Source organism: Sulfitobacter sp. HI0040 (assembly GCF_001634885.1).
Lineage (GTDB): Bacteria > Pseudomonadota > Alphaproteobacteria > Rhodobacterales > Rhodobacteraceae > Sulfitobacter.
In genome coordinates this window covers 38,365-52,919 of the sequence record NZ_LWEX01000489.1, presented here as the reverse complement: position 1 = coordinate 52,919, position 14,555 = coordinate 38,365, and the positions used below count along the sequence as shown (strand labels likewise).

Here is a 14,555-nt window from a genome sequence, read left to right as displayed (position 1 = left end):
GTGCCGTCGAGGCCAGAAAGGTGAAGCAATTGGCCTGCGGCTCCTGGTACGGGGCGCAGGAGGCCAGCGCGCCGAGCGCTGCCACTGCTAGAAGAATGCGGATCATGCAAGCCTCCAAAAGTCTGGGCGGTCGCGGTAATCGGCGCCGACCAGCGCCTCGCCTTTTTCCATGCCGCCGAGGATGGTGAGATTGGGCCCGAGGGCGCTCAGATCGGCATCGACGACGATCGAGCCCTGGTCGTCGCGGATGAGCGCAAGGCGGCTGTCGCTGCCGGTATTGAGAAGCACATCGAGTTCCTTCTCATAGAGATTGAGCATCGCGTAGTCGGCGGCATGGGCGCGGATGTTCGGCAGCAGAATTTGCGTGGGAACCGCCTCGACGATGGTCTTGCCGGTTCGGGTGCGCTCGAGCTGGCTGGCGTATTGCGTCATCATCACCGCGACGGTGTTCTGCTTGCGCGCGGTCACGAGCCAGTTCGACAGCCGCTCGGCGAAATACGCGTTGTCGAGCGCCTTCCAGGCCTCGTCGATCACGATGATTGTGGGGCGACGATCCTCGATCTCGCGCTCGACCCGGCGGAAGAGATAGGATAGGACCGCCATCCGTTCCTTGTCGGCCTCGCTGTCTAGAATGCCAGTGAGATCGAAACCCACCACATCGCCTTCCAGCGAGAAGGTGTCTTCCAACGTCTGGCCGAAGATCCAGCCGTAGCGGCCTTCTTCCGTCCATTCGAGCAGGCGTTGGTGCAGATCACCGCCATCATCGGTGGACACAAAAAGTGATGCGAAATCCCGCCAGTTCCGCAGGGCCGGATTGGTGGCCTGCGCGTTCTGGCGGACGACTTCCTGGATGCGGTTGGTCTGTGCAGGCGTCAGCGGCTTGTCGGCACGATAAAGCAAGGTCGCAAGCCAGTCCGAGAGCCATGCTGTGCCGCGCGCATCGGTCTCGGTCCAGAGCGGGTTGAGGCCCGTGGGTTGCCCGGCTTTCAAAGACGCATAGCGCCCCCCATTCGCGCGGACCGCCATCTCCATACCGAGACGGTAGTCGAAGATGAAGACCCGTGCCCCCGCCCTGCGGGCCTGTGTCATGAGGAATGCGGAAAGCACAGACTTACCTGACCCGGGCCGCCCCATAATCAGTGTATGCCCGCTGGTCGGTTCTTTGTCGGGCGAGCCTTGCTCGTGATAGGAAAACCGATAGGCGCTCTGCTCGGGCGTGGGCAGATAGGTGATGACGCGGCCCCAAGGGGTTTTCGTGGCGGGTTTGCCGAGTTGGGTCCGGTGGAAGGCTGCGAAATCCGCGAAGTTTCGATTGGTGATCGCACTGGCACGCACGCGCTTGGGTTGGTTGCCGGGATGCTGGCTCAGGTAATGCGCCTTTGCCGCCACCCGTTCGCCGATCATCTTCACGCCCTCGGTGGCAGCGGCGTTGACGATCTCGGCGCTCAGAGTCTGCAGCTCATCCAGCGTGTCGCAGAAGATGGTCACGACCATATGGTGCTCGCCGAAGCTTTGGCGCTTGGCCTCGAGATCATCGGCAGCAATGTCGAGCGCTTCCATGAGCGACAGGGCCGCGTCCTGGCTCGCCTGCATCTGTCGCTTTTGCCGCTTGATCCGACCCGCCATGAGGTTGGAATTGATCGGCGTGAAGGAATGGGTGACGATCATGTCGACCGGCAGATTCAGCATGTCGAACATGGTGCAGGAGGTGGCCTCGGAATATTCCCCGATGGTGAAACTCTTGCCGTAGCGATGACCCACCACGCCTTCGGAGAGCTCGAAGTGATCGCCGTGAAACGTCACGCGGGTATTCGCGACATTGAAAGATAGGAAGCCGTAGGTATTGGCCGGATAGAGCGGCAGTTCCGTTCCCGTGTTGAGCGCCCCTAGAAACCCGATCAACTCGCCGCTTTTGGCGGTTAGCACGCGCGGATTCAGCTCCGTCAGGCCTGACAGGAAGACACTCACGGCCTCGCCCAGACGGCGCAGGCGCTTCTCGGTTGCTTCCTTGAGGCGATCCGGCGCGCTGCGGTTCAGGAACGGCAGGACGCTTTTCGGAGGCGGGCGGTGAATGACGGTGAGCGTCAGTGTCTTGTCGCGCAGACCGCTGGTTTCGAGTTTCGCGCGCCAGAGGCGGTCGACTTCTCCGGCAAAACTGTCTTCGCGCACAGGCTCGAGGTCCGGCGTGATCGCCTTCGAGACCTTGTGGACGTAGTAGCTGAACTCCGGTCCCAGCTGCGCGATGATCCGGGCAAAGAGCGCGGTCACCTTGTCGAGATAGGCATCATCCTTCGTGTAGCTGTTGATCCCTTCGAGCCGGATGCACTGGAAGAGCTCGTTCACCCGTGTCCGCACGGTGCGGTCATCGACCAGGCTGACGTAAGGAAGCATATGCGCGAGGCGTGTTTCACGGGCATACCAGTCGGGAGTCATTGTGCGGGGATCGAGCGTTTCGTCCATGGCAGTATTAGGGCGCATAACTGTCCCCGCCATGGATAGTGCGGTTCCGCGTCGGCGGGGTTTCCTGCAGTGCCGTTATCATCACGTCGATGAAGCGCGGATCCCAGTCCGCGGCCTTCCAAAGCACGGGATAGAGCAGGGCGGCCACGCCCAGCACCGCGACGTGCTGGACCCAGACAAAGAGCAGCACCGAACCGAAGAGCCAGACCATCGCGTACATGATGGGCAGGCCCAGAAGCTTGGGCGGGCGCACGAGACCCAGAAACAGAGGCGCGCGCTCAGCCACCGGCAAAGACCGCGGCAACGATCGTGGGGGCGGCAGCGACGCCGGCAATGCCGACAAGCACCCAGAGGGCCTGTCGTAGATCGATGATGTTGAAGAACCAGCTCAAGAAAACACCGAGCACGGCAAGCGTCGCGATGACAACGCCAAGCGGGCCGGTCAGCGCATCGACGATGCCCTGTAGCAGGCTTTGGATCGGCGAGAGATCGATGCTCTGGGCAAGCGCAGGCTCTGCGACGAGCAGGAAGAGCGCGAGCGAGGCGACAAAGAGGTTTGAAATCTGTCTCATGAATTTGATCCTTCCAATCGGGCCACGACGGCCATGACACGGGCCACGTGGGTCTGGGTTTCTCTGTAGGGGGGAATGCCGCCGTACTGGCGGACCGCATCCGGTCCGGCGTTGTAGGCTGCGAGCGCGAGCCGCGGATCGCCGAACGTCTCCAGCATCATCGCGAGGTAGCGGGCGGAACCGTCTAGGTTCTGAATAGGATCACGCGGGTCGACACCGAGGTCGCGCGCCGTCGCTGGCATCAATTGACCAAGGCCAATGGCGCCTGCACTCGAGACCGCATCCTGCCGGTAGGCGCTCTCCACCTCGATATTGGCCCGGTAGAGGGTTAGCCAATCGCGAACCGAGAGTTCCGCGCCGCGTAGCCCGGGATGCCCGGCATAGCGAAAGGCGGTGGCCTCGATGGCCGTGAGGATATCGGCGCGGGGTAGGGGCGCAGGCCGTGAGAGGGCTGCCAATTGGATGTCTTCTGGTTCAGCGTCCCGTTCGCCAAAGATTGCCAGATCATCGGCCGCTGAACCTTGTCCAATGCCGTCATTGTAATTGCGGGCAAAGCTGTCCTGGGAGCGGGACGGGGTCAAAGAGCCATCGCTCTCCATGACCAGCACCATCTGCGCAGTGGCGGGACCCGCCAGAAAGCCGAGGAAAAGAAGACTACTTGCTGCCGCCCTTGTCGGTCGCAGCCAGTTTGTGTGTCGTCCGCTGGCCCTCCTCGAGCGGGACATCGGCATGGGAGAAACCGATTCCGATGAGGAAAGAGACCACGCCCGTGATGGTTTTGAACTCACGGATTTTGATGTCGTTATAGGTCGTGCGGGTACGGGCCGTGACCAGCAGCTTTTCCACGCCATCGTCAGAGACGACGCGCATGATCCAGACCCCGTAATAACTCGGGCCCTTCTTGTGTGCCGACTCCTGGCACAGGATTTCAGCGCTATAGCCACTTTCCACGAGTTCGCGGAAACGTGCTTCCGTAACCACATTTGGTGCTTCGATGTCCCAGTTCATGGCCCGGCTCACGCTTTCTTCAAACGCGCAACGCCCGGGCATTCCCACTTGAAGCCCAGAGTTACGATAGTATATTATTAACCGCAAGATATAATGCGGCAGATACGGCTGTATCTCGGTTACTCAAACTCTAGGCACGGCCATTGGCGTCTATCAAGGAAAATAGGGGTTTCAGAAACCTGCGGTTGAGCCGATGGGTGGCGATACAGGCTACGGCATTGGTGATGCTCGTTCCGGCTGCAAGCCAGGCGGGATCCTGTCTCGCCCCGGTCCGGCCCTTCGTTCCCAGCGATTCGCAGGCCGCCCGGGACTACGCCGACATCATCCGTCGGGACTTCGAGGTCTACATCACGGACATTCAGGACTACTTCCGCTGCCTTGAGCAGGAGCGTGCGCGTGCTTTTGAGGAAGCCCGCGAAGTCAGTCAGGACTACGGTCGGTTTCTGGAACTGGTGGGGGATTGATGGGCGATTGGGTGTGCATCAGACTTGCAGCCAATGGAAACCAGACGCCGATAACACCCTCAAATATCTACTTTTTAGATAACGGATTTCATCCGCTAGCGACGTCACAAAAGGTATGTGACGCGTGGCGAAAACAATCAGAACAAATGGCCAGTTGGCGCTCGTCCGTGCGTTGGTTGATGCACGTCAGAATGCGGGTCTCAGCCAGCAGCAGTTGGCGGCGAAGCTCAAACGCCACCAGTCATTTGTGGCACGTCTCGAAAGCGGCGAGCGTCGTATCGACGTCGTGGAGTTCACGGTTCTGGCGAGGGTCATTGGCTTTGACAAAAATGAAATCCTGTCGATTGTCGAAGCCGCCACGGAACCCGACCACAGGATTTGACAGCAAAGCAGTTTTGGGACGCTCCCCTCCGTGAGTCCCCATGTGAAGTGAGCTCCTCAAGAAAGAGCAGTTAGCCAACATCTCCCAAGCGCGGCAAGCGGTGCTGGCGAGCACAGCAGTTCGTCACGCTGCAATATCAGCGCCATAGTGCAGGAAGTCCGTAAACAGTGAACGATGATAAAGGTGAGGGCGTCGCGATCGCAAATCTGATCGGGACCGATGGGTGCAGTATCGTTGGTTGGGTGTATCGCTGGACTACAGGCGCGCATGCGGTGATGTGGGACGTCCATGGGCCCAAGCCGGTATCTGAAATCCGGCCAGACATAAGTGACGAGCAGAAACAAGAAATCGACTTCGATGCGCTCACGCGGATCGGAAGTGGCGAGAGTGGATAGGGTCGATTGAGAGGCGGCAGTCCCGTTTCACTAAAGGGTCTTGCCAGCATACCGGACATTGGAACAACTGGCAGCGAAAGCCGGTTGAGAGCCCAAAATAACCGATGCTGCAAGATGCATAAATGGCAACCAAGCGCGGATAGGGGACTTCGTCGATGACAAGCCCCAAGCGCGCCGGCGACTAGCGATGCTCCCAGGCTCACTATAATTGGTACTGAACCACTACCGGCTGGCGCCGGTAGGATCGGCGATATGCTGCTCCAGGTACTGAAGTACGATGTTTTCGGTGATGGCACCGTTGGTCGTCGAGAAATATCCCCGGCCCCAAAAGCGCCGTCCCCAGTAGCGCTTGCGTAGCTCAGGGAATTCACGTTGGACCTTGTGTGAGGAGCGGCCCTTCATCAGCCGCACCAGATCGCTCACCGCGAGCCTGGGCGGCACCGACACGAACATGTGGACATGGTCCGATGACAGCACACCACGGATAATGTCGACGCCCTTCTCGCTGCAAACCTGGCGGCAGATGTCACGGGCACGCAGTCGAATGTCGCCCTGCAGCACTTTGTAGCGGTACTTGGTTGACCAGACGATATGGTAGCGATGGTAGAAAACGCAGTGGCTGCCGGTGGGTTTACTCCAAGGAGTGGATACTAAACCGACCGCGTAATCCCCCCATCAACCCGTATATTCTGACCGGTGATATAGGCCCCGCCCTCGGAAGCCAGGAAGGCCACAACACTTGCGATCTCTCCAAGGGAGTTGCCGTAGCGGCCCATCGGGATCATCGAGCGGAATTCCTCTTTTTCTGGCAGGCTGTCGATGAACCCTGGAAGCACGTTGTTCATGCGGATGTTCTCGGCTGCATATTTGTCGGCAAAGAGTTTTGTGAATGCTGCAAGCCCGGCGCGCATCACGCCTGAGGTTGGAAACACAGGGTTCGGCTCAAACGCTGCAAAGGTTGAAATGTTGATGATCGCACCGCCACCCTGTTTTTGCATGATCGGTGTGACGAGACGCGAAGGGCGCACCGCGTTCAGGAAGTAGACTTCCATGCCTTCGTGCCAGTCCTCATCGGTGAGTTCTAAGACAGGTGCACGCGGTCCATGACCGGCGGAGTTCACCAAAACGTCGACACGGCCCCAGTGGTTCATGGCTGCATCGACCAGCTTTTGCAGGTCTTCTTCAGATTTGTTGGTGCCTGTGATGCCGACACCGCCAAGTTCTTTGGCAAGTGCTTCGCCTTTGCCGGAGGATGACAGGATCCCAACCTTAAAGCCATCCGCGGCCAAGGCGCGCGCGCTATCTGCGCCCATACCTGATCCGCCCGCTGTAATCAGTGCAACTTTTTCCATGTGCTTAATCCTTTCCGGTATCGTCTGTGCTGAGGTTCAGATGGGCCATGCCGCTATTGCCCAACTCGACGGATGCAAACGGGCCGCCGTGGTGGGTGTTGGCGGGATCATGGGGGTCGAGCGGGCCATCTGCGGCATAGATTTCTGCAGCGAATTGCTCCGCGTTATCCTTCGGGCGGTAGCCCAAGTGTTGCGCCTTGGCGTTATCGACTGGTGCACGATCGTTGTTCGACACGCCGTAGACCACGCTGAAACCTGTGATGGGCGTGTTGATGGCGCGTTCTACCATGTGGATCAGATCATCATAGCTGAGCCAGGTGCCCACGGCGCGTGAATTGGTCGGTTGCGCACACGACAAGATGCGCATGCATACAGATTCCACCCCGCGTTTGTCCCAGTAAAGAGAGGCGAGGTCTTCGGCAAAACACTTGGCAAGCCCATAGAACGTGTCGGGCTTGTGCGGCGCGTCGATGCCGATGAAGTCCGTTTTCTTATGCATGCCAACCGCATGGATGGACGAGGCATAGACAACGCGGCGCAGCTTGTTGCGATAGGCGGCCTCCCACACGGTGTAAGCGCCGTAGAAGTTCGGGCCCCACAGCACATCCATCGGGGCTTCGTCACCGACCGCGCCGAAATGCACCACCATGTCCGCGCCTTCGAGCAGGGCAACCATGGCGTCGAGATCGGTGATGTCTGCCTTTACGTAGGTTTCATTCGCAAGATTTGTGACGCTGTCCGCAATGTCCGAGGATACGAAGTCTTCGCACATCTTCGAAAGTGGCTCTCGCAGATAGGAACCAAGGCGACCAGCCGCGCCGGTAAGTACGATCTTTTTCATAAAGTCAGTCCTTTGAGGTCAGAAACAGCGCGAGCAATGCGATCCATCGCATCGTTAAGAACCTCTTCCGAGGCCGCTGTTGAAATTCGGAAAAACGGTGAAAGGTCATAGGCGCTGCCGGGCACGGCGGCGACGCCTGCGGCCTTCAGAAGATAGGCGGTCACGTCTGTATCTGCTTCAATCGTCTCGCCCAGAGGGGTCTTGGCGCCAATTAGACCCGCGCAGCCGATAAGGCCGTAAAACGCACCGTCCGGTGCGTCCAGCGTCAAGCCCGGGATCTGGGCCACACGCGCGACCACAAGATCACGGCGCGCCTCGAACGCCCGGCAAAAGTTACGGACCTCATCTTGTGGCCCGTTCAATGCGGCCGCGGCAGCCGCTTGGGCGATGGAGCACGCTCCTGACGAGATCTGGCTTTGTACTTTGGTCATCGCCGCGATCAGTTCCTTGTGCCCAGCACCAAAGCCAATGCGCCAACCCGTCATGGCATAGGCTTTGGACACGCCGTTGACCGTCAGAGTGCGGTCTTTCAAACTCGGGCAAAGCGCCGCAAACGATCGGAACACGCGGCCGTCAAACAGGATGTGCTCATAGATTTCGTCCGACAGGACCAGCACGCGGTCATGATCGGCCAGCACGTCGCCCAATGCCGTGATCTCGGCATCCGAATAGACCGCACCCGATGGGTTTGACGGTTGGTTCAAAAGCAGCCAGCGCGTTTTGGGCGTGATGGCGTCCCGCAGTTGATCAGGCGTCAGCAGAAAGCCCGCGTCAGCTGGGCATTCCAGCGGTACCGGCACGCCGCCCAGGATAAGCACAATGTCCTTGTACTGACCGAAATAGGGCGCGCACAGCAACACCTCGTCTCCCGGCTCCAACGTGGCCATGAAAGCGTTGAACAACACCTGCTTGGCCCCGTTTGACACGATCACTTCGTCCAGCGCGTAGTCCAGAGCGTTTTCGCGTTTGAACTTGTCCACGACAGCCTGCCGCATCGCGAGCGTGCCATTGGTCGGGGGATATTTTGTCTCACCGCGCAAGGCCGCCTGATGCGCAGCCTCTTTGATGTGGTCGGGTGTGTCGAAATCCGGCTCGCCAAGACCAAGGTCAATGACATCTTCACCGCGCGCCTTGGCCTCTTTCGCCGCCTGACTGACCCAGGCAGAAGCGGACGGTTTGACCTGAGCAAGACGTGATGAGGCGAAACTCATTGCAGCGCGCCTTTTGTTTGCGCCAGGGCCGCATCTGCGGCCCGCGCCAAAAGCCCCGTGTCAGTTGCAATTGCAACAAAGGTGAAGCCTTCGTTCAACAAGTCAGCCGCAAAGGCAGGGTCCGTGACCAAGGTGCCAACCGGCATGCCCTTGGCAATCAGTTTTTGCGCCGCCGGTTTGATCAAGGCCCAAACAGGCGGGTCCATCGGCTTGCCGAGTTTGCCAATATCGGCGGCAATGTCTGCAGGTCCAAAGAAGATACCGCTGACGCCATCGACCGCGCCAATCGCTTCGGCCTGTTCGACGGCAGCACGGGTTTCCAGTTGCAAGAGAACAGTGGTTTCGTCCTCTACACGCGCCACATAATCGGTGATGCGCCCAAAGGCTGTCGCGCGGGTCGCGCCCGAGACGCCACGAACGCCGTGTGGCGGGTAGCGCGTCGCCGCAACCGCTTGTTTGGCCTCTTCCACAGATTGGATCATCGGAAACAACAGGCCCGGCGCGCCCAGATCCAACAGCCGCTTGACCGCAACCGCGTCGTTCCACTCCACCCGCACGAGGGCCGTGGTCGAGGACGCCGCAAAGGCCTGAAGCTGACCGAGTACGCTGAAATAATCGTTGGCGCTGTGCTCCATGTCGATCAGCGCCCAGTCGTATCCTGCGGTCGATACCACCTCTGCGGCGAAGTTGCTGCACAGGCTGATCCAAAGGCCGATTTGTTTCTCACCGGTGGCAATGGCGCGGGTGAAGGGATTGGCGGGAAGCTTCATCAGATAATGGCTTTCTCGATGATCGGCGAATTTGCCGGAATTCGTGCGTAATTGAACGGTGTTAGATCAAGCGCGCGGTATTCGCCATAGGTCAGCCATTCGGCCGTCCCACGCCCCATGGCAGGCGCCTGCTGCAGCCCGTGTCCAGAGAAACCATTAAGGAAGACGAAGTTCGAAAGCTCTGTGTGCGGTCCCATGATTGCGTTGTGATCAAACGTATTCATGGCGTAATGCCCGCCCCATTCGGATTGCACTTTGATCGCCTCGAACTGCGGGATGCGGGTCGCAAGGATGGGCCAGACGTGGTTTTCCCACATGGAATGATCCATCGCATAATCGTCAAAGTCTACCGCCGGATCATAGTCGGAATGCCCGCCGCACTGATATGTGCCGCCGCCGTTTTCGCGCACGTGCACACCCGAGGGGTCGATGGTTAGTGGCAAGTCCTGATCCAAAGGTTGTTCGGCCTTGAATATCCACGAATAGCGTTTGCGCGGCTCCACCGGCACATCGATGCCTGCCATCTCGGCGGTGCGTGCCGCGCGTGGGCCGGACGCATTGACGACCTGACCACAGGCAATCACTTCGCCTGAGGCGAGAGTGACGCTTTCGACGCGGGTGCCAGCAGCGTTGCGGGTCATCGCCACAACTTCGTTCTGGACCCATTCGACACCACGCTCGCGGCTTTGACGTCGCCACCAATCATTGACAGCGGCTCCGTCCCAATAGCCTTCGTCCACCAGGTTGATGGACCCCAGCACGATGTCGTCCACATTGTAAAAGGGGTAAGCGGTTTTGATCTCTTCGGGTGTCATAAGCTGGGTTGCCGCACCAGCCGCCAATTGCACCTGTTGGCTTTCGCGCAGCACATCGGCAAAGCCTTCGTTGTCGGCAAAATACATGTACCCGAAGGAGCGGATACCAAGTTCCGGCACGCGGTCATCGCCACCCATATATCTGCGGATGTTTTTGACGAAATCGGCGGCAAACTGGCTAATCCGCACGTTCAATTCGGTCGAGAATTGCTGCCGCATGCAGGAGTTCGTGTGCGTGGTCGAGCAGTTCTCATAGGTCGTGTCACGTTCGACAACGAGGACCGAGCCGTCAAAATCCTTGTTGTCGGACAGGAACCAAGCGGTCGAGGCGCCCATAATGGCGCCTCCGATGATGATCACGTCATAGCTCTGCTGTGTTGGGCTTTGGTTACTCATATCTGTTCCCCCCTTGCGACGGCAGATTGAACCGCCGCGATGTCCTCGGGGGACAAGCCATAGTCCGTCCGAGCCGTTTCTTCAGAAATATAGCCCCGCGCCAGATCGCGTTTCACAAGGTCCTTGGGACGCTCCGCCGGATTGCCGTAGCCAGCGCCGCCGGGGAAGGCCATCACCACCTTTCGACCGTGTGGGACGAACTGCTTGCCCTTGACCCGCATCGCCGATCCATCGTCCTGCGCGATGGTCGTTGGTGCGCCGCTCGAGCCGCCGCGGCGGCCCCGAGCGGGGTGCTGGCTGCGGTCGAACATGGCCTGAATATCGAACTCGTGGCCTTCCTGTGCGCCGACTTCCATGTACTGCCCCAAACCGCCGCGCGTCTTGCCCGCGCCGCCGCTGTCGGGCCGCAGTTCCTTGCGCCAGATGATGACGGGGCCTGCGTGTTCGGTCGCCTCAATCGGCATGGTCATCACGCCCGATGGGAAGGCTGTAGCGTTCATGCCGTCATGTTCGGGCCGTGCACCGGAGCCACCTGAATTGAAGGTCAAAACCTCGGACCTGCGCGCGTCCGCAGGGGCCGGTGCGTCGCTGCGCGGCCGCAAGCTGACCTGGAAGTTGCACAGACATCCCGCGCCTTCGGCAGGCACCAAACCCGGCACGATCTTGTCGAACGCGTCGTAGACCGCATCCGGCACAAAATGCCCCACGATGTGACGCAGCGCGACAGGCGCGGGGTGCAATGCGTTGACGATGGAGTTTTCGGGTGCGGTGATCTCAAACGGCGCGAGAGAGGCCGCGTTGTTCGGGATCTCCGGCGCAATCGCCACTTTGAGCGCGTAGCAGGCGTAAGCCTTTGTGTAGACAAGCGGGCAGTTGATGCCCTTCTTGTCGAGACCGGACGTTCCCGTGAAGTCGGTGACGATACGGTCGTTTTCAACGCTGACCTTCACCTTCAGCGTGATGGGCACATCAAAGCCGTCCATCGTCATCTCGCCGGAGGCGGATGTCTGCGGCAATGCAGCGATCGCCTCGATCGTCGCCCGGCGCGAGTTTTCGAGGATGAAAGCGGCGATGCCGTCCAGATGGTCGAGTTCAAACTCCTCCATCATGTCGATCAAGCGGCGGTGTCCGATCTCATTACAGGTTGCCAGCGCGTAGATGTCGCCGATCAGCTGATCCGGTTCCCGCACGTTGCCCCTGATGATGCGGACAAGCGTTTCGTCCACCTCACCACGATCAGCGAATTTCATGATCGGGATATACAAGCCTTCCTCGTAAACGCTCTGCGCATCCGCGCCAAAGCCTCGCCCGCCGATATCCACAATATGCGCCGTGCAGGCAAAAAAACCGACCAAAGTGCCATTGTGGAAGGAAGGTGTGACCATGGTGATGTCATGCAGGTGCCCCGTGCCCTCCCACGGATCGTTGGTTATATAGACATCGCCTTCAAACATGTTTTGACGCCCAATCCGGCGAATGAAATGCGCCACGGCGTCGGCCATTGCGTTGACATGGCCCGGAGTGCCCGTGACGGCCTGCGCCAGCATGTTCCCATGCGTGTCATAGACGCCTGCCGACAGGTCCCCGGCCTCGCGGACGGAAGTGGAGAACGCCGTGCGCACCAGTGCCTGCGCCTGTTCTTCGACGACCGAAATCAGGCGGTTCCACATGACCTGATAGGCGACTTTGGAATGGTCCTGGCTCATTGCGCTGCTCCCTTTGTCACCACGTCGATACAGCCGTCCGGTTGGCGGATAGCATCCCGACTGGCGGGCACGATGATGGTGGTTTCGGCCTCGGTTACGGCGGCAGGGCCATGCGCGCGTTGACCTGTTTCCATAAGGCTTCTGTCGATGACATGGGCCTCAAGGTATGTGCCGGATGCCGCATCAAAAAGCTGCCTCGTGCCGTTCAGCACAACAGGCGCGCTGCCGTCCGTCGTTTCAATGCGCGCGACGTCTTCCGGCGGCGTTGTGGCGTTCACCGACCAGACGGTGATCTCGATATCCATGCCCGCGACCGGACGACCGAAAAGCTTGGTGTAGTCTTCCTCGAACCGGGCCTCAAAGATAGCAGCATCAGGGTTCATCGCCTGTTCTTCGGTGAGGTCAATTGGGATTTCCCAGCCCTGACCGGTGTAGCGCATGTAGACCTTGAACTCCGACAGGATCGGGCTGACTTCATCGCAAGTGCGCACAAAGCCTGTCGCCTCGGCTTTGAGATCGGTCAGCAGGCCTTTGATCTTGTCCGCATCGAAATCGCTCAGCTTCATATAGACCGACCGGTTGGCCTCGAAGCTGAACGGCGCGCGCAGGAAGCCAATGGCAGAACCGACACCTGCGCCAGGTGGCACAAGCAGCCGCTCAACCCCAAGCTTTTCGCAAAGACGCCCGGCATGCAGCGGAGCTGCGCCGCCAAAGGCGATCATGGTGTACTCGCTCAGGTCTTCGCCATTCTCGACGGCGTGAACCCGCGCCGCATTGGCCATGTTTTCGTCAACCACCTCGGCCACGCCAAAGGCCGCCTCAATCGCGTCCATGTCCAGCGTGTCACCGACATGCGTGCTCAACGCCTGTTGCGATTGATCGGGATGCAGGGCGATCGAGCCACCGGCAAAATTGTCCGGATCCAACTTGCCCAGCACAAGGTCGGCATCTGTCACACCCGGTTTCGTGCCGCCACGCCCATAACAGGCGGGTCCAGGTTCGGACCCTGCACTTTCAGGGCCGACACGAATTTGCCGCATGCCGTCCACATGGGCAAGGCTCCCGCCGCCCGCACCAATTTCGACCATATCGATCACCGGGATCGAGATCGGCATGCCCGAACCTTTCTTGAAGCGATACGTGCGCGCGACCTCAAACACGCGGCTGGTCTTGGGGGTCTGAATCTTGATCAGGCAAATCTTGGCCGTGGTCCCGCCCATGTCGAAGGACAGCACCTTGTCCAGACCATATCGGGCGGCAATATGGGCCGCAAAGACCGCACCGCCCGCTGGTCCGCTTTCCACGAGTCGTACTGGAAAATCCGCTGCGTTCTGGATCGAGATAATTCCACCGCCCGAATGCATCAGGAAAATCCGGCAACTGACGCCTTCGCCGCGAAGCCTGTCCTCTAAACGTCCAAGGTAGGACGCCATCAGCGGTTTGATATACGCATTGGCGACCACGGTATTGAACCGCTCGTATTCGCGCATCTGCGGCGAGACCTCGGACGAGATCGACACCGACACATGGGGGAGTTTTTCGGCCAGAACATCACGAACCAACTGTTCATGCTTGGGGTTGAGGTACGAGTGGATCAAACCGACCGCGACGCTTTCGAAGCCCGCTTCCGCGATCCGGTCCACAACGGCTTCGACATCCGCACGCTCAAGCTCTACCAGGATTTCGCCTTTGGCGTTCACCCGCCCTGGGACAGTGAAACGCATCTGACGCGGCAAAAGCGGATCAGGGAGGTTCAGGTTCAGGTCGTATTGCTCAAACCGACTTTCGGTGCGCATCTCGATCACATCACGGAAGCCTTCGGTTGTGATCAATGCCGTTTTGGCACCGCGCCGCTCAATCAGCGCGTTGGTGGCCAGAGTTGTTCCATGGATGATCTGCTCAATGGCTGAGGGATCGACACCTGCCTTAGCGCAGACCTGATGCATACCGTCTATGATCGCGCTCTCGGGGGCCGCATAGGTCGTCAGGACTTTGGTCGAGAACTGCTCACCGCCCTTTTCGAGGACGACATCCGTGAAGGTGCCGCCAATGTCGACGCCCATGCGAATAGATTCGGCCTTCATTACGATCTCCACTCAAGCACCTGAATTCAGAGCATTAGGTCCCGCGCGAGAGCAGAAAGCAAATCAATAGATTTTCTATACCTGATAAATCTGAGTTAT

Annotated in this window: 14 protein-coding genes and 1 pseudogene; 2 read left to right on the top strand and 13 right to left on the bottom strand. The window is 59.4% G+C overall.

All coding sequences use genetic code 11. From position 1 onward, the window contains the following. Positions 1-102: 102 nt before the first annotated feature. From A3728_RS19520 to A3728_RS19500, 5 genes are read right to left on the bottom strand one after another with little or no spacing between them, the layout of a single operon-like run. The gene (locus A3728_RS19520; protein WP_067927692.1) at positions 103-2,478 is read right to left on the bottom strand and encodes a type IV secretion system DNA-binding domain-containing protein; all 2,376 of its coding nucleotides are present in this window, start codon (positions 2,476-2,478) and stop codon (positions 103-105) included. Continuing rightward, positions 2,468-2,746 carry a type IV secretion system protein VirB3 gene (locus A3728_RS19515; RefSeq protein WP_067927683.1) on the bottom strand — a complete coding sequence of 93 codons (279 nt, stop codon included), beginning with the start codon at positions 2,744-2,746 and terminating at the stop codon, positions 2,468-2,470. Before A3728_RS19515 ends, A3728_RS19520 begins: the two co-directional genes overlap by 11 nt. Then, complete coding sequence (locus A3728_RS19510) at positions 2,739-3,032, bottom strand: TrbC/VirB2 family protein (protein WP_050532492.1); 294 nt, start codon at positions 3,030-3,032, stop codon at positions 2,739-2,741. The genes A3728_RS19515 and A3728_RS19510 overlap by 8 nt, the downstream gene beginning before the upstream one ends. Further along, a complete protein-coding gene (locus A3728_RS19505; RefSeq protein WP_067927680.1) occupies positions 3,029-3,643 on the bottom strand; it encodes a lytic transglycosylase domain-containing protein in 615 nt (204 codons plus the stop codon). Before A3728_RS19505 ends, A3728_RS19510 begins: the two co-directional genes overlap by 4 nt. Before the next feature lie 43 nt (positions 3,644-3,686). After that, complete coding sequence (locus A3728_RS19500) at positions 3,687-4,040, bottom strand: hypothetical protein (protein ID WP_067927679.1); 354 nt, start codon at positions 4,038-4,040, stop codon at positions 3,687-3,689. Between the two features lie 224 nt (positions 4,041-4,264). Here A3728_RS19500 and A3728_RS19495 point away from each other — a divergent pair, with 224 nt between their 5' ends. Together A3728_RS19495 and A3728_RS19490 are read left to right on the top strand one after the other, a co-directional pair. Then, entirely contained in the window at positions 4,265-4,504 is a 240-nt protein-coding gene (locus A3728_RS19495) for a hypothetical protein (protein WP_201722223.1), read from the top strand. 124 nt (positions 4,505-4,628) lie between these two features. After that, positions 4,629-4,886 carry a helix-turn-helix domain-containing protein gene (locus tag A3728_RS19490; RefSeq protein ID WP_067927677.1) on the top strand — a complete coding sequence of 86 codons (258 nt, stop codon included), beginning with the start codon at positions 4,629-4,631 and terminating at the stop codon, positions 4,884-4,886. A gap of 617 nt (positions 4,887-5,503) precedes the next feature. On the opposite strand, the pseudogene tnpA reads toward A3728_RS19490, so the two are convergent. The 8 genes and pseudogenes from tnpA to A3728_RS19445 form a co-directional block, all read right to left on the bottom strand. Beyond that, positions 5,504-5,905: pseudogene (tnpA, locus tag A3728_RS19480) on the bottom strand (IS200/IS605 family transposase); the annotation flags it as partial. Between the two features lie 26 nt (positions 5,906-5,931). After that, complete coding sequence (locus tag A3728_RS19475) at positions 5,932-6,633, bottom strand: SDR family oxidoreductase (protein ID WP_067927662.1); 702 nt, start codon at positions 6,631-6,633, stop codon at positions 5,932-5,934. A 4-nt stretch (positions 6,634-6,637) separates the two neighbouring features. Next, on the bottom strand, positions 6,638-7,474 hold the full coding sequence (locus tag A3728_RS19470) for an NAD-dependent epimerase/dehydratase family protein (RefSeq protein WP_067927661.1): 837 nt from the start codon (positions 7,472-7,474) through the stop codon (positions 6,638-6,640). Next, the gene (locus tag A3728_RS19465; RefSeq protein WP_067927659.1) at positions 7,471-8,685 is read right to left on the bottom strand and encodes a pyridoxal phosphate-dependent aminotransferase; all 1,215 of its coding nucleotides are present in this window, start codon (positions 8,683-8,685) and stop codon (positions 7,471-7,473) included. The genes A3728_RS19470 and A3728_RS19465 overlap by 4 nt, the downstream gene beginning before the upstream one ends. Next, the gene (locus A3728_RS19460) at positions 8,682-9,455 is read right to left on the bottom strand and encodes an HpcH/HpaI aldolase family protein (RefSeq protein WP_067927658.1); all 774 of its coding nucleotides are present in this window, start codon (positions 9,453-9,455) and stop codon (positions 8,682-8,684) included. The genes A3728_RS19465 and A3728_RS19460 overlap by 4 nt, the downstream gene beginning before the upstream one ends. Beyond that, a complete protein-coding gene (locus A3728_RS19455; protein ID WP_067927655.1) occupies positions 9,455-10,666 on the bottom strand; it encodes an NAD(P)/FAD-dependent oxidoreductase in 1,212 nt (403 codons plus the stop codon). The genes A3728_RS19460 and A3728_RS19455 overlap by 1 nt, the downstream gene beginning before the upstream one ends. Further along, positions 10,663-12,372 (bottom strand): hydantoinase B/oxoprolinase family protein, encoded by a 1,710-nt coding sequence (locus A3728_RS19450; RefSeq protein WP_067927653.1) that lies wholly within the window; start codon positions 12,370-12,372, stop codon positions 10,663-10,665. The genes A3728_RS19455 and A3728_RS19450 overlap by 4 nt, the downstream gene beginning before the upstream one ends. Further along, positions 12,369-14,456: a hydantoinase/oxoprolinase family protein gene (locus tag A3728_RS19445; protein ID WP_067927651.1), complete on the bottom strand. Its 2,088-nt coding sequence runs from the start codon at positions 14,454-14,456 to the stop codon at positions 12,369-12,371. Before A3728_RS19445 ends, A3728_RS19450 begins: the two co-directional genes overlap by 4 nt. Between the last annotated feature and the right edge of the window lie 99 nt (positions 14,457-14,555).

Excerpts from the sequence above, each read along its gene's own strand:
- A3728_RS19455 (WP_067927655.1), bottom strand. The coding sequence starts at position 10,666 with ATGAGTAACCAAAGCCCAACACAGCAGAGCTATGACGTGATCATCATC.
- A3728_RS19520 (WP_067927692.1), bottom strand. The coding sequence starts at position 2,478 with ATGCGCCCTAATACTGCCATGGACGAAACGCTCGATCCCCGCACAATG.
- A3728_RS19495 (WP_201722223.1), top strand. The coding sequence starts at position 4,265 with ATGCTCGTTCCGGCTGCAAGCCAGGCGGGATCCTGTCTCGCCCCGGTC.
- A3728_RS19445 (WP_067927651.1), bottom strand. The coding sequence starts at position 14,456 with ATGAAGGCCGAATCTATTCGCATGGGCGTCGACATTGGCGGCACCTTC.
- A3728_RS19505 (WP_067927680.1), bottom strand. The coding sequence starts at position 3,643 with ATGGTGCTGGTCATGGAGAGCGATGGCTCTTTGACCCCGTCCCGCTCC.
- A3728_RS19460 (WP_067927658.1), bottom strand. The coding sequence starts at position 9,455 with ATGAAGCTTCCCGCCAATCCCTTCACCCGCGCCATTGCCACCGGTGAG.
- A3728_RS19470 (WP_067927661.1), bottom strand. The coding sequence starts at position 7,474 with ATGAAAAAGATCGTACTTACCGGCGCGGCTGGTCGCCTTGGTTCCTAT.
- A3728_RS19510 (WP_050532492.1), bottom strand. The coding sequence starts at position 3,032 with ATGAGACAGATTTCAAACCTCTTTGTCGCCTCGCTCGCGCTCTTCCTG.
- A3728_RS19450 (WP_067927653.1), bottom strand. The coding sequence starts at position 12,372 with ATGAGCCAGGACCATTCCAAAGTCGCCTATCAGGTCATGTGGAACCGC.
- A3728_RS19500 (WP_067927679.1), bottom strand. The coding sequence starts at position 4,040 with ATGAACTGGGACATCGAAGCACCAAATGTGGTTACGGAAGCACGTTTC.
- A3728_RS19475 (WP_067927662.1), bottom strand. The coding sequence starts at position 6,633 with ATGGAAAAAGTTGCACTGATTACAGCGGGCGGATCAGGTATGGGCGCA.
- A3728_RS19465 (WP_067927659.1), bottom strand. The coding sequence starts at position 8,685 with ATGAGTTTCGCCTCATCACGTCTTGCTCAGGTCAAACCGTCCGCTTCT.